The sequence below is a fragment of the Citricoccus sp. K5 genome, from assembly GCF_902506195.1.
In the GTDB taxonomy this organism is placed as follows: domain Bacteria; phylum Actinomycetota; class Actinomycetes; order Actinomycetales; family Micrococcaceae; genus Citricoccus.
The window spans coordinates 896,387-917,132 of the sequence record NZ_LR732817.1 but is presented as its reverse complement, the minus strand read 5'-3'; the positions used below and the strand labels follow the sequence as shown (position 1 = coordinate 917,132).

The window sequence follows — 20,746 nt, the reverse complement described above, 5'->3', positions numbered from 1 at the left end:
TTCTCCAGCCGCAGTACTCCACACCCTGAGTTTCTCGCTCAGTCATCCACCTTTCCGTGGAGGGTGCTTATCTCGTCCGTCGCTCGTGATCGAATATATGTACTAGAACGAGGGGCAGCGACCGGACGGAAGGAGGTGCAGAGTCATGACAGCAGAGGAGCGTGAACCCGCTCATGGCCTGGGTGAGTTGGCTGAGTGGGCCACTCCGGAGGTCCTTGATATCGCTCGCCACGCCTTGGAGCTACTGGCTGAACGCCTGTCCGGCCCCACCACGGTCGATGCCTTCGAACGCGTGATCCCGCCACCCACCGATGCAGACTGGTCCGGGCTGACCTCCCTCGCACCGATCGCCCCGGGAGAGTCATCCCACGGCCCCGACTTCGTGGCGGCACCGGAGACCTTTGCGACCGGTTCGCTACCCGTCATCCACCGTAGGGTCGAAGATCTGGGACGTCTTCTGACAGCGGTACATACGTCGTTGGCCGGTCATGCCGCCCATGCCATGGGTGAGGGTTCCCTCCGCGAGCCGTTGCTCGGCATCCCTGGAGGGGCCAGGCCGTTTCGAGATGCCCCGGACTGGATGGTGAAGACCCTGCGGATTCCCCGGCCGGAGGCACGCAGACGCATCCACCGTGCCCAGCAGGTCCAGCCGCCGGTCCCAGAGATCACCGGTCACCAGCGCAGTGCCGCCTACCCCGTCCTGGCCGAGGCCTTCCTGCGGGGGCATCTCGACCCATGCTCTCTCGACCTGATCTCCACTGCCCTGGAGCAGACGAAAAAGGATGCCGAAGCGACGAACGCGGACGCGTCCTTGACCGCGGATTGGCTGTCCCGGGGCGAGGAAACTCTGACGGCCCAGGCCACCGTCCTGGACCCGGAGTTGATGCGACATGCCTGTACCCGCTGGCGTCAGTGGGCCCAACACGCGCTCAACCCGGATGGGGCAGAGCCGTCCGACGCCGTCCCGTCCGTCCAGCAAGGACTCTCCTACCGGGGCAAGCGACGGGGCTTCCATCTGTGGAAGATCGCTGCGGACGACCTCCAGCACGAGGTCCTCAGCACCATCGCCGGCGCCGCGACCAACCCCCGCGCGATGGGTGAGGGCGCGCAGGGCGGTGGCGCGCAGGGCGGTGGCGCGCAAGACGAAGGCATGCACGACGCAGGCACCCAGGGCGGTGGCGAGGCCACCAGCAGTACAACGTCGGCCGTGGAGGCTCCCGTCCCGGGTCTCTCAAATGGAGCAGGTCTCTGGCCAGACGCCGACGTCATGTCCGTCGACCGCAGGTCCCGTCACCAGCGCCAACTCGACGGCCTGACTTCCGCCCTCATGGGGGCGTTGGCATTGGTCGAGGGCAACGGCCTGCCGTCGTCCGGCGGAAACCGCCCTCTGGTCATGGTGACCATCGACTACGAGACACTCGCCGGTCAGGTCGGGAGCAGCCAGGATTCCACCGCCGGAACCTCCCCACCCGAATCCAGATCGGCCGACCCACGGAAACCACCAGACCCACCCGGCGAGCCGGGCATGCTCCCACTCGACCTCGGCACCTACAGATCGGAGGCGGCCTTCACCGGCCCGATCAGTCCCAGCACCGTACGTACCCTCGCCTGTGACGCCGACATCCTGCCCGTGGTCATGCGCGGCCCAGGACAGATCCTGGACGTGGGGCGCACCCAACGCCTCTTTCCACATCGACTCCGTCGGGCCATCACGGCCCGCGACGGCGGATGCGCGTCACCCGGCTGCACGATGCCCGCGCCATGGTGCGAGGTACACCACATCCAGTGGTGGACCCACGGCGGGCCGACGAGCGTGGACAACGGGGTGCTGCTCTGCAGTCGGCATCATCACGCGGTCCACAGCGGTTCCTGGGACATCAGCGTCGAAGACGACGGCGTCCCCTGGTTCATCCCCGCACCCTATCTGGATCCGTTCAGGACGCCCCTGCGCAACCGGTACTGGCGGGCCTAGGCGTGGACCGAGCCAACGCGATGCGTCAGGGCGCGCGACTGGAGCATGGCAACTGTGTGGCTGCCAGAGTCCACTACACCGCGGCGTCGGGCCAGTTGCCATCCAGCATCTGCAGGAACTCCGGTTCGGAGACGAGTTCCACATGTTGACCCTGCTGACGGCGGGCCAGTGCGTCCCGCGTCTTGCGGTGCCCGATCGCTCCGCCGCGCGTTGCCGCGCCAAGGTCCTCAGCGCGGAAGCCGTCGCCGACGACCAACATGGTGGTCTGCGCGTTGACGCGGCTGCCCGTACGTGCGCCCCACACGGCGGCCCGGTTCTTGGCCTCCTGCCTCGGCATGCCCAGGTTGCCGGTGAACACCACGGTGTGTCCATACAGCGGATGAGCCGGGTCTGCGTCGGCGGCAGGCTCGGGGTTGATCCCCTCATCCGGCCAGTGCATCAAATCCGGCATCCGTTCGGCGTGCGGCAGCACCACGGTGGAGTCGAAGACGGGCCCGAGCCCGCGGGCCTGCCGGGTGGCACGGGATTCCGGGCTGGCTCCGGCCCTGCGAGCCTCCAGCTGTCGCAACCGCACCCCGTCGAGGGCCAGGATCTCGGCCAGCCCCGCCTCCAGCAGCCCGGTGGAGGATCGCGTGGTCAGTGTTCTGCTCGCTGAGTCCGCCGAGCCCGTTGTGGCCGGTGACGCCGGTTCACGCTTTGTCGCGAGGTGCACGCCGGCGTCCGGAAGCTCCAGCAGCGGTCGGTCCGTCAGCTGCGGATCAGCCAATTGCAGACGAGCCGGTTGCAGGTCAGCCGGCTGCCGGGCTGCCGTCCGCCTCTCGAGCACATCGATCATGATCCAGGCGCAGGCCTCAGCATCGGCGAGGGCATCGTGGTGGTTCTCGAGTGGATGCCCCGACTCCACGGCTGCCACGGGCAGCGCGTAGGACGGCAAGTCATAGGTGCGCCGCGCCATCACCAGGGAGCAGGCATAGTCGAAGCGCGGGATGTCTCGGCCGGAGACCTCGAGGGCTGATTCGATGACCCCGATGTCGAAACCCGCGTTGTGTGCCACGAGGGGGTCGGAGCCGATGAAGTCCGCCATATCCCCGAACACCTCGGCGAATCGCGGAGCGCCGGCCACCTGCGCCGCCGTGATGCCGTGGATTCCCACGTTCCGCGAGTCGAACCGGTCGAAGCCTGCCGGCGGCCTCATCAACCAATACGCGCGTTCCACCGGCTGGCCGTTGCGGACCCGCACCAGGCCCACGGAACACGGAGACCCGCGGAATCCGTTGGCCGTCTCAAAGTCCAGCGCCGTGAAGTCGAGCGCCATCAGCTCCCTCCGCCGGACACGGCATCTTGTGACCCCGCCAGCAACCGCACCAGTTCGGGGAGCAGCTGCCGGAAGGCGGTGCCACGGTGGCTGATGGAGTTCTTCACCTCGGGATCCAGTTCGGCCACGGAGACGTGCATGCCGTGCGGCTGCAGGATCGGGTCATAGCCGAATCCACCCGTGCCCCGTGGTGCCGTCAGCAGGGTCCCGGCCAGGAAGCCGAGTTGGACATGCTCCTCGCCGGCCGGTGTTGCCACCGCGGCAGCACAGACGAACGCGGCATTACGGTGCTCGGGCTTCACGTCCGCCGTCTGGTCCAGGAGCAGCTGCAGGTTGGCGGCATCATCCCCGTGGCGTCCAGCCCATCGGGCGGAGAAGATCCCGGGGGCACCCCCGAGGACCTCCACGGACAGGCCGGAGTCGTCGGCCACAGCCACCAGCCCGGTGTGCCGGGCGACGGCATGTGCCTTCTTGAGGGAATTCTCCTCGAAGGTGACACCGTCCTCCACCACGTCTGGGGCTTCCAGGGACGCAGCGTCGACGACCTGGGTGTCGACGTCCAGTCCTGGCACCTGTCCACGGAGCAGTTCACGCAGTTCACGCAGCTTGCCCTCGTTGCGGGTGGCCAGCACCAGCCGGGGCTCGGACGCGGCGCTTGCTCCGCCGCTCACCGCTCGCCGGCCAGGGTCTCGCGCTGGATGATGGCCAGCTCGGCGGATCCGGCCACGGCCAGATCGAGCAGGGAGTCGAGTTCGGATCGGTTGAACGGGGCGCCTTCGGCGGTGCCCTGAACCTCCACGAACTCGCCCGATCCGGTGACCACCACATTCATGTCCGTCTCGGCGCGGACGTCCTCCACGTAGGGCAGGTCCAGCATGGGGACACCGTCGATGATGCCGACGGACACCGCGGCGACGGAGTCCTTCAGCGGTTGGGCGGACGCCGGGATGACTCCCTGTCCCTTGGCCCAGGCGATGGCCTCGGCGAGTGCCACGTAGGCACCGGTGACCGAGGCGGTGCGGGTGCCGCCGTCCGCCTCCAGGACGTCACAGTCCAGCACGATGGTGTTCTCGCCCAGGGCCTTGAGGTCGATGATGGCGCGCAGCGAACGGCCGATGAGGCGAGAGATCTCGTGAGTGCGGCCGCCGATCTTGCCCTTGACGGACTCGCGCTGGGAGCGGGTGTTCGTGGCACGCGGCAGCATCGCATACTCTGCGGTGACCCAGCCGGTGCCCTCGCCCTTGAGCCAGCGCGGGACGCCCTGCGTGAAGGAGGCGGTGCACAGCACACGGGTGTTGCCGAACTCGATCAGTGCGGAGCCCTCGGCCTGGCGGGACCAGCCACGGGTGATGCTGATGGGACGCAGTTCGTTGACGGCTCGCCCGTCCTGGCGGGTCGCGGTGGACGAGGCGCCGGTCGTGCTGTTTTCGGGCAGGGCGGAAGCGCCGGAAGTCGATGAGGTCATGGCAGCCATCCTACCGAGGGGACGGACTCGTTAAGCGGGGCTTGGGCACATCGGGCACGTCGGGCGTCGGACCTCCTGGACACACGCCAGACACGCCAGACACGCCAGACACGCCACAGCGGTCTAGACCCGGTAGGTGACCCCGGAGACCGCGACCGCAAGGTCGCCAGCGTAGGTCTCCCGCGCCTCGACGGACGCGGCCAGCGGATCGGTCCACACGGGGAGGTGGGTCAGCAGCAGTCGGCGGGCGCCGGCGTCGGTGGCCATCTGCCCGGCACGCCGGCCGGTGAGGTGGACGCCGTCGATGCCGTCGTCGCGGCCCTCCTGGAAGGCGGCCTCGCAGAGGAACAGGTCGGCACCACGGGCAGCCTCGACCAATCCGTCGCAGGTGTCCGTGTCTCCGGAATAGGTCAGCACCCGGTGCACCGGTCCCCCATCCGGGCCGGGTTCGGTGGTCTCCAGGCGCAGCGCGTACGCCTCGTCGATGGGGTGACGCACCGGAACCGGCGTGATGGTGAAGGGGCCGACGGTCACGGGCACGTTCTCCTGCCAGTGGTGGAAGTCGAAATCTGGATGCATGCCGGGGTCGGGGTCGAGTCCGTAGGCGGTCGCCATGCGGTCCGCGGTGGCCACGGGGCCGTACACGGGAACGTGGATGCCCTTCCAGCCGTACGGGTTCCAGCGGATGGCCACGTGCAGTCCGCAGAGGTCCATGCAGTGGTCCGGGTGCAGGTGGGTCAGCAGCACCGCGTCGATGTCGTCCAGAGCCATATAGCGCTGTAACGTGCCCAGGGCGCCGTTGCCGAGGTCCATCAGGATCCGCCAGGTCTTCTGGCTGCCGGGGGCACCGTCCGGGTCCGGCCCTTCAGCCGTCACGAGGTAACACGAGGCCGGCGAGCCCGGACCGGGAAACGATCCTGAGGCACCGATGATCGTGAGCTTCACCCTGCGTCCGGCCTTTCGTCCGTGGCGATCCCCCGGTGACCCGTGCTCGCCAGGTTCGAGGCCGGCACGGGGGATCCTGCGTTGGGACCACTGTACTGTCCGATTCCGCCCGGCCCGTTTGCGCCCTGCCCGTTTCCGCCCTGGGCCGCCGAGAGCATCTCCGGGGTGATCCGGGCCAGCACTCCGGTCGGGTAACGCTCGGAGATGTGGTCGACCTGCTGCACGCCGCCGACCTCCGGCCCGAGAAAACGACGGGCCAGCGTCTCGAATGACTGCGGATCGCCGGTCGCCATGAAGCGGTGACCCGGTTTCTCCGCAGTATCACCCGCAACACCGCCCACAGGATCACCCGCCGGACTCTCCAGACCGTGCCGGACCAGCGCCCGGTACACGTCCTTGGCCGTCTCCTCCGCAGAGGAGACCAGCGTGACGGACTCCCCCATCACCAGCGAGATCACGCCCGTCAGCAGCGGATAGTGGGTGCACCCCAGCACCAGGGTGTCCACACCGGCCTCCTGGAGTGGCGCCAGGTACTGCTCGGCGGTGGCCAGCAGCTCCGGCCCGGTGGTGACACCGGCCTCCACGAACTCGACGAACCGCGGGCAGGCCACCGAGGTGATCTCCAGCTGCGGCGCGGCGGCGAAGGTGTCCTCGTAGGCCCGCGAGCTCACCGTGGCCTCGGTCCCGATGACCCCGATCCGGCCGTTCCGCGTGGCGGCGACCGCACGGCGCACGGCCGGTTGGATGACCTCCACCACCGGAATCCCGTACCGGGCGGTGTACCGCTCCCGGGCATCCCGCAGCACGGCGGCCGAAGCGGAATTGCAGGCGATGACCAGGACCTTCACGCCGGCGTCGACCAGCTCGTCCATGATGCCGAGCGCGAAGGCGCGCACCTGGGCGATGGTCCTCGGCCCGTAGGGGCCGTTGGCCGTATCCCCCACATACGCGATCTGTTCGCCGGGCAGCTGGTCGATGATGGCGCGGGCGACTGTCAGCCCGCCGACCCCGGAGTCGAAGACGCCGATGGGGGCCGTCGGCACGGGCGCGTTGGTCATGGTCGGGTGGGTCCTTCGGTCAGCAAGTGCAAATCCAGCTGTCTGCAGTCAAGCACGATTCAGTCGGGAAGCCGTGTGGACAAGGCCAGCATCAGCGTCTCGAGCAGCCACGTGGTGAAGTTGTACAACAGAGCCATGTAGGACTCCACGTCCTTGGCGGCGGACCAGTCGTCCACCGCGTGTACCCGTTCGGCGTCCTCGTCCGTGTCGATGTCCAGCCGGGCCGAGAGCACCAGGCGCACGTCGTTGAGGGCACGGCTGAAGGCGATCGCGTGCTCTTCATCCAGCACCACGGGGTTGACCTGCAGGGCCGCCACCGCCCGTTGCAGATCGGCCGTCTTGGACCGGCGGACACCGTCCTCGGTCAGGGCCCGGAACTCGCCGGCGGCGGCCTGCTCGGCAGGGGTGTCGCCGTGTACCCCGGGTGGCAGCAGCCGCGCGAGGGCCTCGTCCTGCGGTGCCTCCCGCACCGGAGGGCTCTCGCCGGCACCCCTCGAATTCCCGACGCCGGCCGCCTCCCCTTCACCGGCGTCGTCCGCTCCCAGCGGCCCCAGGCCCGCGACGATGTCCCAGAACGGGTCGGAGGAGGATGTGGACGCTGATGTGGACGTTGACGAGGACGCTGGGTCGGTGGACGCTGGGTCGGTCGGCGTCTCCTGCTCCACGTCCAGCAGCTGGATCACGTCCTTGAACAGGGTCCGCAGCAGGCGCCGCTCGGCCTTCTCCAGGTCGGCGACGAACCCCTTCGGCGTGCTCTTGAAGGCACGGGCCATCAGGACCCCTCCCCCTGCTCGTGCTGAAGGGTGGCCCACAGTCCGTAGCCGTGCATCGCCTGGACGTGGCGCTCGCATTCCTCCCGGCCCCCGGAGGAGACGATCGCCTTGCCCTCCTGGTGGACCTGGAGCATGAGGGTGTCTGCCGTGGCGCGGCTGAAGCCGAAGTAGGACCGGAACACGTAGGAGACGTAGCTCATGAGGTTGACGGGGTCATTCCACACAACCACCTGCCAGGGCCGGTCCGCGGCAGTGCGCTCAGCGGTCCCGGCCGCGGTCTCCTCCCGCTCCAAGACGTCTGTTCCCGTCCCGGGCCGTCCGCCCGGAACATCCGGGGTGCGCTCCAGGTGAGCACCGATGGGAGCTCCGTCCCGGGGCCCGGGGGAACTGCCAGGACAACTGAGGGTCAAGAACATGGCAGCCATTCTACGGCTGACGGCGAACTGCGAACGGCTGACGGCACCCGGCATCCGGCATCCGGCATCTGAGCGGAGTCAAGAGTTGTAGGGTGTCAGTCGTGACCGACCAGATTTCCACCGGCCCTGCCGGTTGGCTGCTCCCGACGTCCCTGTTCACGGACCACTATGAACTGACCATGTTGGAGGCTGCCCTCCAGTCAGGGGCAGCACACCGCCGCAGCCTGTTCGAGGTCTTCGCCCGCCGCCTGGCGGAGGGCCGCCGCTACGGCGTGGTGGCGGGGACCGGGCGCCTGCTCGAGGGACTGGCCACCTTTCGCTTCGGCACCGAGGAGCTCGACTTCCTCTCCGACCACCGGGTGGTCAATGACACCACCCTGCAATGGCTGGCCGATTTCCGGTTCTCCGGCAACATCTACGGCTACGCCGAGGGCGAGGCGTACTTCCCCTATTCACCGCTCCTCCAGGTCGAGTCGACCTTCGCCGAGGCCTGCATCCTCGAGACCTACCTGCTGTCCGTGCTCAACTACGACTCAGCGGTGGCCTCGGCCGCCTCGCGCATGACTTCCGCCGCCAACGGCCGCCCCTGCATCGAAATGGGCTCGCGGCGGATCAATGAGGAGTCCGCTGTCGCCGCGGCCCGAGCGGCCGTCATCGCGGGCTTCGCCTCCACCTCCAACCTCGCGGCGGGAATCCGCTACGGCCTGGAGACGGTCGGCACCGCTGCCCACTCCTTCACCCTGTTGCACGATTCCGAACGCGAGGCGTTCGAGGCCCAAGTGGCCTCTTTGGGCAAGGACACCACCCTGCTCGTGGACACCTTCGACGTGGAGTCCGGCGTCCGGACCGCCGTCGAGGTGGCCGGTCGGGAGCTGCGCAACGTGCGGCTGGACTCGGGTGATCTGGTGGAGCAGGCGCATTGGGTACGCTCCCTGCTCAACGAGCTCGGCAACCACGAGACCGGCATCATGGTCACCTCGGACCTGGACGAGTACGCCATCGCCCACCTGCAGTCGGCGCCGGTGAACTCCTACGGCGTGGGAACCCGGTTGGTCACCGGCTCGGGCGCCCCGACGGCGTCGATGGTCTACAAGCTCGTCAGCCGCCAGGACGGCAACGGCGAATGGATCGACGTGGCCAAGGCCGCCACCGGCAAGAATTCCCTGGGCGGTCGCAAGCACGCGGTCCGCCGGCTCAACCAGTCGGGGCGCGCCACGGCCGAACTGCTCACGGTCAACCAGCGCGCCGAGTCCGAGGGTGACAACCGCCCGCTGCAACACGCCTTCGTCCGCGATGGTGAGCTCCAACCCGGCTGGACCGGACCGGCCGCCGTCACCCGCGCGGCTGACCGGCACCGGGCCTCCCGTGCGGAATTGCCCGCCGCTGTGCGTAGGCTGCAGCCCGGCGAACCGGTCATCCCGACCGTGTTCACCGAGGCCTGAGGGCCTCTCCCACCACCGCTTCACCCCCGCGTCAGAACAGGAAAGAACTTCACCATGCGCGCCTTGGTCATCGTGGATGTGCAAAACGACTTCTGTGAGGGCGGCACCCTCGGCGTTGACGGCGGCGCCCTGGTGGCCGGCCGGATCACAGCCTTCCTGGACGAGCACGCCCAGGACTACGCCGCGGTGGTCGCCACCCGCGACTGGCACGTGGACCCGGGTCCCCACTTCGCTGACGAGGGCACCGAGCCGGACTACACCGAGACCTGGCCCGTGCACTGCGTCGCCGGAACCGGCGGCGCCGAACTGCACCCGGAGCTGGACACCGAGTTCATCGACGCCCAGTTCCTCAAGGGCCGCTTCGACGCCTCGTACTCCGGCTTCGACGGCCAGCTCGGCGTTCCGGACATGGTGCGCTCCGGCGCCCCCGAGGGCACGGCCGGCCCCTTCGGCGCCACTGCTGCTGCTGCCACGGCCGTCGAGGAGGACGCCCCGGGCCTGGACGACTGGCTGCGGGCCGAGGGCATCAACTCCGTCACGGTGGTCGGCATCGCCACCGATCACTGCGTCCGCGCCACCGTGCTGGACGCCATCGACGCCGGCTATGACACCTCCGTGTACACGGACCTCGTGACGGGCGTGGACCCGGAGCGGTCCGATGAGGCCCTGGAGCTCATGGAGGAGAACGGCGCCGTGCTGCAGGTGTGGGGCGGCACGGCAGACTAGCGCCGCGTCCTCACGTCCAGGTCACTTCCGGCCGACGAACCAGCCCTGGAGGGTCTTCAGCCGGGTCTCCAGCTGCTCGGCCGTCGCCTGGGGAACGGCCGGCCCGCCGCTGATCTCGCGGAGGCGGTTGTGGATCATCCCGTGCGGGGTCCCGGACCGTGCCGACCAGGCCGAGACGTTCTTGGACAGCTCCGACCTCATCTGCTTGAGGCGGCGGTGGTCCACCACCTGCTCGGCCCCCGGGCCCGCACCGTGGTGCACCTGGTCCGCCGCCGCGTTCCCACCGGTCTTGGGCCGGCGCTTGAGTTGATCGGCCTGGCGCTGGCGCAACAGCTCACCCACCTGCTCGGCGTCCAGGAGACCCGGGATGCCGAGGAAGTCCAGCTCGTCCTCGGAACCGATTGCACCTCCGGTGCCGAACTCGGAGCCGTCGAACAGGACCTTGTCGAAGGACGCCTGGGATTCCAGGGCCTTGAACTCGGACTTCGTCAGGGAGTCCGAGGCCCGCTCCAGACGGTTGGCCGCGGCCAGCAGGTCCTCTTCCGGAGACAGGGACAGGTCCTCAAGCCCATCCACCCCGGCCGCAGACTCGGGCCGGTCCAGGGCGTGGTCTCGCTCGGCTTCCATCTCATTGGCCAGCAGCATCAGCTGCGGCACGGACGGCAGGAAGACACTGGCGGTCTCCCCGCGCTTGCGGGAACGCACGAAGCGGCCGACGGCCTGGGCGAAGAACAGCGGGGTGGACGTGGACGTGGCGTACACGCCCACACAGAGCCGCGGCACGTCGACGCCCTCGGACACCATGCGCACGGCGACCATCCACCGCTGGGTCCCGGCCGAGAACTCCTCGATCTTGTCCGAGGCGCCCTTGTCGTCCGAGAGCACCACGGTCACCTCCTCGCCGGTGATCCGCGTCAGCTGCGCGGCGTACGCGCGAGCATCCTCGTGGTCGGTCGCGATGACGAGCGCGCCGGCGTCGGGCACATTGCGCCGCACCTCGGTGAGGCGACGATCCGCGGCCGCCAGGACCGAGGGGACCCACTCCCCCTCCGGGTTGAGCGCCGTCCGCCAGGCCTGGGCCGTGATGTCCTTGGTGGCGGCCTCGCCGAGCTGGGCCTCCATGATGTCACCCGTGCTGGTCTTCCAGCGCATCTGGCCCGAGTACGCCATGAAGATCACGGGACGCACCACGTGGTCGCGCAGGGCCGGGCCATAGCCGTAGGTGTAGTCGGACTTCGAGCGGCGGATGCCGTCGTCGTACTCCACGTACTCGACAAACGGGATGGTCGCCGTGTCGGAGCGGAACGGGGTACCGGTCAGGGACAGACGCCGGGTGGCCGGCTCGAACGCCTCGCGGATACCGTCACCCCAGCTCAGGGCGTCGCCGCCATGGTGGATCTCGTCCAGGATCACCAGGGTTCGTGCGTTCTCGGTGCGGTTGCGGTGCAGGACGGGCTTCGACGCGACCTGGGCGTATGTCAGCGCGACGCCGATGTACTCGTCCCCGTGCCGTCCGTCCGAGTTCTTGAAGTTGGGATCGATCGCGACGCCGATGCGGGCCGCCGAATCCGCCCACTGGCGCTTGAGGTGCTCCGTCGGCGCGACGACGGCGATGCGGGAGACGGTCCCGGCCTCCAGCAGCATCTTGGCCACGCGCAGGGCGAACGTGGTCTTGCCGGCGCCGGGGGTGGCGACCGCCATGAAGTCCCGCGGCTGCTTGGAGAAGTACAGCTCCAGGGCCTCCTGCTGCCATTGGCGCAGCTTCTGGGCGGTACCCCAGGCAGCCCGCTCCGGCAGTGCCGGTGGCAGGTCATCGCCGATGTGGAACAGGGCGCCGGGTACGGCATCAGTCACAGGATCAGACACGGATCTTCGGAGGCCTCCTCGCGGGCGTGGGCATACACATCGTCATGCGTGAAACGGTCGGGGACCGCGTGATCAGAGAATCATCGGCACGACGCCGGCCGGCCGGGTACGGCGCGGTCCGTCACGTGGGCGCGGTCAGGGAAAGACGGGCGTTAAGACGGGTGCTAAACGGTGCGGAAAAGCAGCACCGCGGCTCAGCCGCGACCGCCGAACCAGCCGCGCCGTCCCCCGCCGGATCCGCCCTTGCCGGAGTCCCCGCCGGAGTTGCCGTCCTTGGGGGACTTCAGGCCGTCGTAGATCTCCTTGCACTCCGGGCAGACCGGGAACCGTTCCGGGTCCCGGCCCGGGGTCCACACCTTGCCGCAGAGGGCCACCACGGGTTCGCCGGTGACGGCGGACTCCATGATCTTCTCTTTGCGGACATAGTGCGAGAAGCGCTCGTGGTCGCCCGGCTCGGCGTCCTGCAGCTGCTCCTGGCGGTCGAGGACCGCGGCTCCGCCGCTGCTGGGGCCGCCGGGAGCCCCCGGGGCGCCAGGCTGATGGGGGTCAGGATCGGCAGGCAAACTCATGCCCCCCAGTCTACCGCCCCCGCACCCGGGTGGAGGCAAGTCTGCGGTCGCTCAGCCGGTGGCGGCCAGCACCGCCTGGTAGGTCTCTGCCTGGGACCGGTCGAACCACTTCGCCCCGAGCCGGATGCCAAGCCAGAGCAGGAACAGCCCCAGTCCCAGGCCCACCACGAGGGTGATCCACATCAGCAGCATGGTGCCGGTGGCCAGGGCCACGACGTAGAGGATCAGGCCGGGCAGGCAGAGCGCCCCGACCACGACCATGGCGCCGAGGGAGATGAGCATCATGCGCATGCCGCCGCCTTCAGGCGTGGCGAACGGACTGGCGCCGGGTGGCGGCACCGGGTAGATGAACCGGGCGGAGACCAGGGCGGAGACACCCGCCCCGGTCAACAGGGCGCCGATCCCGACGCCGATCAGCCCGGGCAGCAGCCACCATTGGCCGGCCATCCACACGGTGGCGACGGTGAACAGCAGCGTCACGGGGGTCCCCCACGCCAGCAGGGAACCGATCCGGCCGACGCGGTCGTCCCGACCGGAGACACCGGCGGTCACGTGCTGGGCGAAGGCCGAACCGTCGTAGCTGATGTCCGCGGAGATGGAGTATCCGAGCATGAAGCCGGTGATGGGACCCATCAACAGGATCATGACGTACTCACCCGACTGGTAACCGAGGAACCAGAAGAGCACCAGCAGCAGCGGCAATACCACCAGGGAGGCCGAGTAGCGGGGGTCCTTGAGCCAGTAGATCATCGAGCGGGCGGCGATGGCTCCGGCCGGCGTCCCCGGGAACACCCCCAGCAGGCCGAGTCCGGTCTTGGTCTTCGAACTGGCGGGGCCGGAACCGCGCACCTGCGCATAGCTGCGGTTCACGGCCAGCTGCCAGAGCCACAGGGCCCCGGCCACCCACACCAGGCACAATACGGCCTGGGCCATGGCCTCGAGTGGGCGCCCCTCGGCCAGTGCCCAGGGTGCCCCCGTGAAGGAGCCGAGCGGGGTCCAAGCGATGATGGCCGCCAGGCCGGGCAGCTGCTCCAGGGCCGCCTCCACGGATTCGACGATGCCGGCGAAGATGACACCGGCCAGCATCAAGGGGATGAAGGCGACGATGGACATGATCTCGCGGATCCGCCGTTGCCCGGTGATCCCGGCCAGCAGTCCGGTCACGGCGTAGGAGATGCAGATGCAGAAGACGGCTCCCAGGATGGTGGTCGGCACCGCCAACAGCATCGGGCCGGCCTGGTCCCGCCACGCGAGCGTGGACAGCAGGAAGCCGATGAGGGTGGCCGCGCCGGGGATCGTGGCGAGTCCGGCCATGGCCAGGCCGAGGACCAGCTGACGGGACGGGACCCCGAAGGTCGCGAAGTTCGCCGGGTCCAGGGTCAGGTCCACACCGGTGAAGAACACGGGGACGATGATCCAGCCGAGCACGGCGACGGCCCCCACCAGCGTGAGGATGGTGCCCCGGGCATCCGTCTCGAGTTCGGGCATGAACGAGGCTCCGACGCCCAACATCACGAGGACGAAGGCGAGATACGCCATCAGCAGGATGGCCAGCACCAGCTGGCCGGTGCTCTTCTTCCACCCGTTGACCGTGATGGCCAGCTTCATGCGGATCAGGTGCGCAACCATGACAGTCCCTCTCCGGTCGAACGGCCGCCCACGAGATCCACGAAGCGGTCCTCGAGGCTCTGTCCATCGCGGACCTCGTCCACGGTCCCGGCCGCCAGCAGGTTGCCCTGGGCGATGATGGCCACGTGGTCACACATTCGCTGGACGAGGTCCATGACGTGGCTGGAGACGATCACCGTTCCGCCCGACTCCACGAACTGCGCCAGGATGTCCCGGATGTTGGCGGCGGAGACCGGGTCCACGGCCTCGAAGGGCTCGTCCAGGACGAGGACCTTGGGAGCATGGATCATGGCCGAGGCCAGCGCGACCTTCTTGGTCATGCCGGCCGAGTAGTCCACCACGAGCTTTCCGGCGTCCCCAGTGAGGTCCATGACCCGCAGGAGATCGGCGGTGCGCTTGGCCACCGTGTCCCGGTCCAGCCCGCGCAGGAGACCTGAGTAGGTGACGAGCTGTTCCCCGGTGAGCCGGTCGAAGAGGCGCACGCCGTCAGCGAGCACGCCCATGCGCCGCTTGGCGGTCAGCGGCTCGGACCAGACATCAGTGCCGTGGATCCAGACCTGTCCGTGGTCCGGGCGCAGCAGTCCCGTGGCCATGGACATGGCGGTGGTCTTGCCGGCACCGTTCGGTCCGACCAGTCCGTAGAACGAACCGGCGGGCACGTCCAGGGAGATGCCGTTGACGGCGATCTTCTCCCCGAAGCGCTTGGCCAGGCCACGGATGGCCAGGGCCGTGTCCGGATCCGGCACGGCACCGGACGGCTCTGGCGGGAACGGCGTTGACAGGGAGCTCTCAGGATTGCTCATGCCCCTGACGCTAGCAAGGGCCGGGCCCAGACCACGAGAGCGCCATGGCCAGGACGGCCATGACTTAAGTCAGGAGATGGCTGCTTAGAACAATGCCATGGCCAGCGCCTTGCGGGACGCGGACGTGCGCGGGTCCTGGTCACCCACCACGGTGTAGAGGTCCACGAGGTGCTCGCGGGCGGTGTTCCGCTCCTGCCCCGGGTGGCCGGCGATGAAACGGACCAATCGGTTGAAGGCGTCCTCCACGTGGCCGCCGAGCACATCGAGATCGGCCACGTCGATCTGGGCCTGGACCTCGTCCGGCTCGGTGGCGCCGCGTTCCCGCACGGCATTCGAGTCCATGGCCGCGGTCCGGGCGAACAGCCCGGCGCGGGAGAGTCCCACCTTGGCCTCGGCATCGGCGGGATTCTCGGCCAAGGCCCTGCGGTAGGCGTCCTTAGCCGCCTCGTACTGGCCGGCCTCGAGCGCGTCCTGGGCCTCCTGGTGCAGCGGTGGCAGAGCCGGAGCGGCCGGAGCGTCGTTCCCCACGGACCCGCCGGCGCCCTGGCCGTACTCGCGCGCCGGGGCCAGCGGAGGCACCGTGCCGGAGACGCCGTTCTGGGCGGCGGCGGCGAGCAGCTCGTCCAGGAGCTGCTCGAGCTGGTCGGCGGGAACCGCCTGGTTGAGGACCGGGATCGGCTGACCGGCCAGGACCGCGACGACGGCCGGCCCGGCGGCCAGCCCGAAGACCTGGAGGACCTGCGGATCGGCCTCGGCATCCACTCTGGCCAGGATCAGTTGACCACCCCGAGCGTCCACGGCGGGGGCCACGAGATCATCGATCTGCTGGCTCGCGGGATTCGAGGGTGCTGCCAGGTGGACGAGGACCGGCACCCGGGAGGAGAGCTGGACCAGCTGCTGCAGGTCACCCTGGCTGGCGTTGTCCAGGACCCAGCTCCCCGCCGGCCCGCCCTGGGCCGACGGCTGGCCGGCTGGTCCGGGTTGCCGCGGCTGTCCCGCTTGTCCGGTCTGGCCTTGCGGTCCGGGCTGGCCCGCCGGCCGCTTGAGAGCGGACAGGTCGAGGGCCCCGCGCAGGTGGGTCGGCATGGCTGGGGGCTGCTGGGACATTCCGGGCACTCCTTGAAGGGATCGAGGCTGGATCGAGAGCTGAATCGAGAGTTGAGTCGGGGCCCTCCGTCACTCGTAGGTGACGGACTGCAACTCGTCCGTCAGGGCCACCATGGAGACCTTGGCCTCGTCTCCGGTGGCTCCCTCGGCCGGGATGCGCAGGGCCACCACCTCACGGTACGTCATCTCCACCGGCGAGTCGCTTTCAGTGCTGTCTTCGCCGGCCAGGGCGGCTGCCACCTCGTCCACCATCACCGTGGCACCCTCCTCGCGCGGGGCGATGGTCATCCTGGCGTCCAGGAGACCGATCACCAGGGCGGAGCCGTCGGCCAGGCGCATCGTGGTCGTCGTCCCCGGAATGGACTCACGGAGGAGGGACAGGCGGGCATCCGGCGCCTCCTCCTCAATGCTGGCCTGGTAGTCGTGGATGCCGTCCACCATGCTGTTGTTCGTGAACTGGTCACCGAAGGAGTGGTCCGGCACATTCAGGTACCGAGCCAGCCCGTCCACGGCGGTGGCGGGCGACATGACCAGACCACTGCCGTCATCCTCCGCCACCATCTCGACCTCGGTGTTGGACAGGTCGCTGGCCGGCAGCCTGGCCGCCGGGATCATGGATGCGGCGGTCACCAGCCGGTATCGCGCCCGCGCGGAATCCTGCCGCAGCATCAGCAGTTGCGGGGTGGCGTTGTCCTCACCCTGGGTCACCACGGTGACCGTGCGGGGGAACGCAGGATCGGCGGGAGCCAGCACGGATCGGATGGGTGCGGCCGCCACCGGCTCTGCCGCCCGCACGTCGTCCGAGACCTGGACATTGGCGTAGTTGGCGCCCCGCATGGACAGTTGGGGGTCGGCCACGCGGGGCTTGAGGACCTCGGGATCCTGCTCCGCATCACCTTCGGCCACGACCGACTCGATCTGGCCGAGGATGCGCTCCAACTGGCTGTCGGTCAGGATCGGGTACTGGTCGTTCTCGTCAGCCGACGCCTCGTCTGAGGCCTGGGGCGCGTCGCTGGCTGGAGCACTCTGGGTGCCCTGTGCGGTCGCCGGGCCCACGCCCAGGACACCCGCCAGCGCCAGGCTTCCGGCCAGGAGGCCGGCGAGCCGGGCACGGGACGCATGAGGGCGGGCAGCCTGCGTGCGGGAAGCCTGCGTGCGGGCAGCCTGCGTGCGGGAGACCTGACCGGTGCCGTCGGTGGGCGGCGTGGTCGGGGCGTTCGGAGTGGTCGAGGTGTTCGGAATGGTCGAGGCCGAGCTGCCTCGCACGTCTGGGGAGCCGGCGCTGGTTCGGCCGGCGCCGCCGTCGTCGTTGTTGTCGTTGTGATGGTGGTGGTGGTTTCCCGTGTTGCCCGGAGCCGAACGGCGACGGATCAGGAGCGCCCACACCAGCAGGCCGAGTCCGGCGAGGACCAGCAGGCCACCGATGATGGCCAGCGGGACGATCCACGGGCTGTCGCCGAGGGTGTTGGTCCAGCTCACCGTCATTTCGGCCGGTGCGGGCTCGGTGCCGTCAGCGGCGACCAACAGGGACCACTCCCCCTCGGACGGCACGGACCACCGCTGCTCGATCGTGCCGCTGGCCTCCTGGGTGTCCACCCACAGATCGGAACCTGCGGGGTCGGGAACCGTGGCCTCTCCCTCGGTGTGCTCCACCACGACCCGCGGATCCTGGCCGTTCGGCACCTCGGTCTCGACGCCGGTGACGGTGTTGTGGGCGGCGTCCCCGATCCACGCCTCGATGTCCCGGGTCTGGCCGAGCATGACCGTGTAGTCACCGTCACCGGTGAGCGTGTAGTCCACCGGGTCCTCCGCGGCCTCATTGATGCCACCGGTGATGACGGTCAGGGGAGCCTCCGGCGCGGCATCGACGGAGGACTGGTCCGTCGTGGCCGTCAGCGTCGCCGGAGGGGCCCAGATCGTCTGCAGGCCGACGGCGCCGAAAATGGCGGCAAGGCCCAGTATCAGGGCTACTACTCCGGAAACAACTCGCACGCGGTCTACCTGTCTGTGGTTCGGGGGGGCTGAGGTGGTGGCTGTGGTGTGGGCGGTGCTGGTGGCGAGGATGGCGTTGCGAGGGCAGAACCCTGCCGCACCTCGCCGCACCTCAACGCCCCAGTATACCGAGAAGGTCACCAAATGATAACGACGCAGGTCGTCACATGACTCGGGCCGGTGACGTAACCTGTGGCTTGTGCAGGACCATGACTCCCCCCATGCGGCTTCCGGTGCCGTCCCAGAAGCCGCCTCCGGCAGCCCGTCCGGGGCCGCCTCCGGTACCCCCGCAGCCGCCGACGCCGCAGCCGCCGCGCCGCGCTCCGGCCTCCTCCGCAGGTGGTGGGCCGCGCGCCGGCTGCCCGGTGCACGGCCCCGGCCCCGATTCGAGCTCCGGCCGGCGGCCACGTCACCTTCCGCAGCAGAGACCGAGGCGAGCACCGGACCCGCAGTCCGTGCCGCCGACGCCGCCGACCCGTCCCACCGAATCCGGCTGGTCCACTGGGCCCATCCGGTCCAGACCGGCTTCCTGTTCACGTTCGGCGTGGGCCTGGCCTTCCTGCTGTACGGGATCATCTCCGCCAACACCCAGTTGCTCGTGTGGATCGGCGCGGCCCTGTTCATCTCCCTCGGCTTGGACCCGGTGGTCCGGCGCATCGAATCGTGGGGTGCTCCCCGGGGGGTGGGCGTGGCGGCGGCCGTCCTGCTGCTGGCGGCGATCCTGACACTCTTCTTCTCCCTGCTCATCCCCACGGTGGTCGAGCAGACCACGGCCTTCGTCAATGACCTGCCGGCCATGGTCTCTGACTTCCTGGAATCACAGTTCTTCCATGACCTGGACAGCCAGTTCGGCATCCGGGACATCGCCGTGACGGAGCTGGAGAAGTTCATCGGCGACTCGTCCAACGTGACGGCCGTCTTCGGTGGGCTCTTCGGGGTGGGCACCGCCATCGTCAACACCGGGTTCTCCGTGCTGATCGTGCTGGTCCTGACCCTGTACTTCCTCGCGACCCTGCCGGCCATGAAGTTCTGGGCCTACCGGCTGGCCCCCAGCACCCGGCGCCCCAGGGTGGAGTACCTCGGCGAGGAGATCACCTCCTCCGTGGGCCACTACGTCATCGGCCAGTCGGTCGTGGCGGGCCTCAACGGGCTGGTCGCGTTCATCGCCATCTCCATCGCGGGGATCCCCTTCGGGGCGCTCCTGGCCTTCTTCGCCGGACTGATGGCCTTCATCCCCCTCGTGGGCGCCATGACCGGCGGCATCATCCTGACCCTCGTGGCCCTGACCGGCGGATGGCAGCAGGCCCTGATCTTCGCCGCCATCTACTTCATCTACCTCCAGGTGGAGGCCTACTTCGTCTCCCCGCGGGTGATGAGCAAGGCCGTGGCCGTACCGGGTTCGGTCGCCGTGATCGCCGTGATCGCCGGGGCCGCCCTCCTCGGGGTGCTGGGCGCCCTGATGGCCATCCCGCTCGCGGCGGCCGTCATGCTGGTGGTCAAGGAAGTGCTGATCCCCCGGCAGGACCGGATCTAGCAGCCCGTCAGTAGAGCCCGTCCTGCCGACGATTGGACCAACAGGGCTGGTGCCAATGCCGCCGGTCCGCGCCGGCCGCCTCGTCACCGAAGATCGAATCCGAACGCCAGGTCACCAGGTGCGCCAGCCCGGGCGGAATCGTCCGGCCGCAACCGGGGCAGGTGTAGTCCTTCACCGCGCGCCAGGCGGCGATCTGGCGGACATGCCAGCCGCCGTCGTGCCCCTGTTCCTGCCGGTAACCGGGATCCAGGCCCAGCAGGGCATCCAACCGGTCCTGCCGACCGGGGGCCGGCGCCTGGCGCCGGGAGGGCCCGGAGCGGCGGGGGCGGTTCGAGCGTGGCACGCCATCATCTTTCCACAGCCCGCCCTTTCACGGCCCCGCCTCCCGGACCGCTAGACTCCCCTGTGTGCGTTTGGTAATAGCCCGGTGTTCCGTCAACTACGAGGGGCGTCTGCGCGCCCACCTGCCCCAGGCGACCCGCCTGCTGCTGGTCAAGGCCGACGGCTCCGTGCTGGTGCATTCGGACGGCGGCTCCTACAAGCCGCTCAACTGGATGAGCCCGCCGGCGACCCTGCGCACGGCCGAACCCACCGAGGAGCTGGCCGCCGAGGGTGTGGTCCAGGTCTGGACGGTGCAGGCCACGAAGTCGGACGACCGGCTGATCGTGCACCTCTTCGAGATCCTGCATGACGCCTCCTATGAGCTCGGCGTGGACCCTGGACTGGTCAAGGACGGCGTCGAGTCCGACCTGCAACGGCTGTTGGCCGAGCAGATCGAGCTGCTTGGCGACGGTCACACCCTGGTGCGCCGTGAGTACATGACGGCCATCGGCCCCGTGGACATCCTCGCGCGGGACGCCACCGGCGGCTCGGTGGCCGTGGAGCTCAAGCGCCGCGGGGACATCGACGGCGTGGAGCAGCTCACCCGCTACCTGGAACTGATGAACCGCGATCCGTTGCTGGCGCCGGTCCGGGGCGTCTACGCCGCACAGCAGATCAAGCCCCAGGCCCGCACCCTGGCCGAGGACCGGGGCATCCGCTGCCTCACCCTGGACTACGACGCCATGCGCGGCGTGGACGATGCCGAGTCCCGGCTCTTCTGATCCGGCGTCTGACCCGGCTGTCCACGCCGGC

Annotated in this window: 19 protein-coding genes; 5 read left to right on the top strand and 14 right to left on the bottom strand. The window is 69.2% G+C overall.

Annotated features, from left to right (window positions below):
- Positions 1–145 precede the first annotated feature (145 nt).
- Positions 146–1,972 carry an HNH endonuclease signature motif containing protein gene (locus BOSE125_RS03980; protein ID WP_159550169.1) on the top strand — a complete coding sequence of 609 codons (1,827 nt, stop codon included), beginning with the start codon at positions 146–148 and terminating at the stop codon, positions 1,970–1,972.
- Between the two features lie 73 nt (positions 1,973–2,045).
- Here BOSE125_RS03980 and BOSE125_RS03975 read toward each other — a convergent pair whose 3' ends face one another.
- From BOSE125_RS03975 to clpS, 7 genes are all read right to left on the bottom strand, one after another.
- Positions 2,046–3,287 carry an exonuclease domain-containing protein gene (locus BOSE125_RS03975; protein ID WP_159550166.1) on the bottom strand — a complete coding sequence of 414 codons (1,242 nt, stop codon included), beginning with the start codon at positions 3,285–3,287 and terminating at the stop codon, positions 2,046–2,048.
- A complete protein-coding gene (gene rdgB / locus BOSE125_RS03970; protein ID WP_159550163.1) occupies positions 3,287–3,958 on the bottom strand; it encodes an RdgB/HAM1 family non-canonical purine NTP pyrophosphatase in 672 nt (223 codons plus the stop codon). Before rdgB ends, BOSE125_RS03975 begins: the two co-directional genes overlap by 1 nt.
- Entirely contained in the window at positions 3,955–4,752 is a 798-nt protein-coding gene (rph, locus tag BOSE125_RS03965; RefSeq protein WP_159550160.1) for a ribonuclease PH, read from the bottom strand. Before rph ends, rdgB begins: the two co-directional genes overlap by 4 nt.
- A gap of 123 nt (positions 4,753–4,875) precedes the next feature.
- Positions 4,876–5,697 carry an MBL fold metallo-hydrolase gene (locus tag BOSE125_RS03960; protein ID WP_159550157.1) on the bottom strand — a complete coding sequence of 274 codons (822 nt, stop codon included), beginning with the start codon at positions 5,695–5,697 and terminating at the stop codon, positions 4,876–4,878.
- Positions 5,694–6,755, bottom strand: a complete 1,062-nt coding sequence (murI, locus tag BOSE125_RS03955) for a glutamate racemase (protein ID WP_236557802.1) — start codon at positions 6,753–6,755, stop codon at positions 5,694–5,696. Before murI ends, BOSE125_RS03960 begins: the two co-directional genes overlap by 4 nt.
- A gap of 59 nt (positions 6,756–6,814) precedes the next feature.
- Positions 6,815–7,528, bottom strand: coding sequence for a DUF2017 family protein (locus tag BOSE125_RS03950; protein ID WP_159550154.1), 714 nt, complete (start codon positions 7,526–7,528; stop codon positions 6,815–6,817).
- On the bottom strand, positions 7,528–7,875 hold the full coding sequence (gene clpS / locus BOSE125_RS03945; protein ID WP_371300745.1) for an ATP-dependent Clp protease adapter ClpS: 348 nt from the start codon (positions 7,873–7,875) through the stop codon (positions 7,528–7,530). The genes BOSE125_RS03950 and clpS overlap by 1 nt, the downstream gene beginning before the upstream one ends.
- 182 nt (positions 7,876–8,057) lie before the next feature.
- On the opposite strand from clpS, the gene BOSE125_RS03940 reads away from it, so the two are divergent.
- Both BOSE125_RS03940 and BOSE125_RS03935 read left to right on the top strand, forming a co-directional pair.
- Positions 8,058–9,386 (top strand): nicotinate phosphoribosyltransferase, encoded by a 1,329-nt coding sequence (locus BOSE125_RS03940; RefSeq protein WP_236558128.1) that lies wholly within the window; start codon positions 8,058–8,060, stop codon positions 9,384–9,386.
- A 54-nt stretch (positions 9,387–9,440) separates the two neighbouring features.
- Positions 9,441–10,112 (top strand): isochorismatase family protein, encoded by a 672-nt coding sequence (locus BOSE125_RS03935; protein WP_159550148.1) that lies wholly within the window; start codon positions 9,441–9,443, stop codon positions 10,110–10,112.
- A 21-nt stretch (positions 10,113–10,133) separates the two neighbouring features.
- On the opposite strand, the gene BOSE125_RS03930 is transcribed toward BOSE125_RS03935, so the two are convergent.
- The 6 genes from BOSE125_RS03930 to BOSE125_RS03905 all read right to left on the bottom strand — a co-directional run bounded on the left by BOSE125_RS03930 (position 10,134) and on the right by BOSE125_RS03905 (position 18,078).
- A complete protein-coding gene (locus BOSE125_RS03930) occupies positions 10,134–11,978 on the bottom strand; it encodes a DEAD/DEAH box helicase (protein ID WP_236557801.1) in 1,845 nt (614 codons plus the stop codon).
- Positions 11,979–12,172: 194 nt separating this feature from the next.
- On the bottom strand, positions 12,173–12,547 hold the full coding sequence (locus BOSE125_RS03925) for a DUF3039 domain-containing protein (RefSeq protein ID WP_159550145.1): 375 nt from the start codon (positions 12,545–12,547) through the stop codon (positions 12,173–12,175).
- Positions 12,548–12,598: 51 nt separating this feature from the next.
- Entirely contained in the window at positions 12,599–14,176 is a 1,578-nt protein-coding gene (locus BOSE125_RS03920) for a hypothetical protein (RefSeq protein ID WP_159550142.1), read from the bottom strand.
- Entirely contained in the window at positions 14,161–14,979 is an 819-nt protein-coding gene (locus BOSE125_RS03915; RefSeq protein ID WP_236557800.1) for an ABC transporter ATP-binding protein, read from the bottom strand. Before BOSE125_RS03915 ends, BOSE125_RS03920 begins: the two co-directional genes overlap by 16 nt.
- Positions 14,980–15,063: 84 nt before the next feature.
- Complete coding sequence (locus tag BOSE125_RS03910) at positions 15,064–16,086, bottom strand: co-chaperone YbbN (RefSeq protein WP_236557799.1); 1,023 nt, start codon at positions 16,084–16,086, stop codon at positions 15,064–15,066.
- Positions 16,087–16,155: 69 nt separating this feature from the next.
- Positions 16,156–18,078: a hypothetical protein gene (locus BOSE125_RS03905; protein WP_159550139.1), complete on the bottom strand. Its 1,923-nt coding sequence runs from the start codon at positions 18,076–18,078 to the stop codon at positions 16,156–16,158.
- Between the two features lie 199 nt (positions 18,079–18,277).
- Between BOSE125_RS03905 and BOSE125_RS03900 the strand changes: the two genes are divergently transcribed.
- Positions 18,278–19,612, top strand: coding sequence for an AI-2E family transporter (locus BOSE125_RS03900; RefSeq protein WP_236557798.1), 1,335 nt, complete (start codon positions 18,278–18,280; stop codon positions 19,610–19,612).
- A gap of 7 nt (positions 19,613–19,619) precedes the next feature.
- On the opposite strand, the gene BOSE125_RS03895 is transcribed toward BOSE125_RS03900, so the two are convergent.
- Entirely contained in the window at positions 19,620–19,955 is a 336-nt protein-coding gene (locus BOSE125_RS03895; protein ID WP_201301130.1) for a hypothetical protein, read from the bottom strand.
- 64 nt (positions 19,956–20,019) lie between these two features.
- Between BOSE125_RS03895 and nucS the strand changes: the two genes are divergently transcribed.
- Positions 20,020–20,715: an endonuclease NucS gene (gene nucS / locus BOSE125_RS03890; RefSeq protein WP_159550137.1), complete on the top strand. Its 696-nt coding sequence runs from the start codon at positions 20,020–20,022 to the stop codon at positions 20,713–20,715.
- Positions 20,716–20,746: the final 31 nt, after the last annotated feature.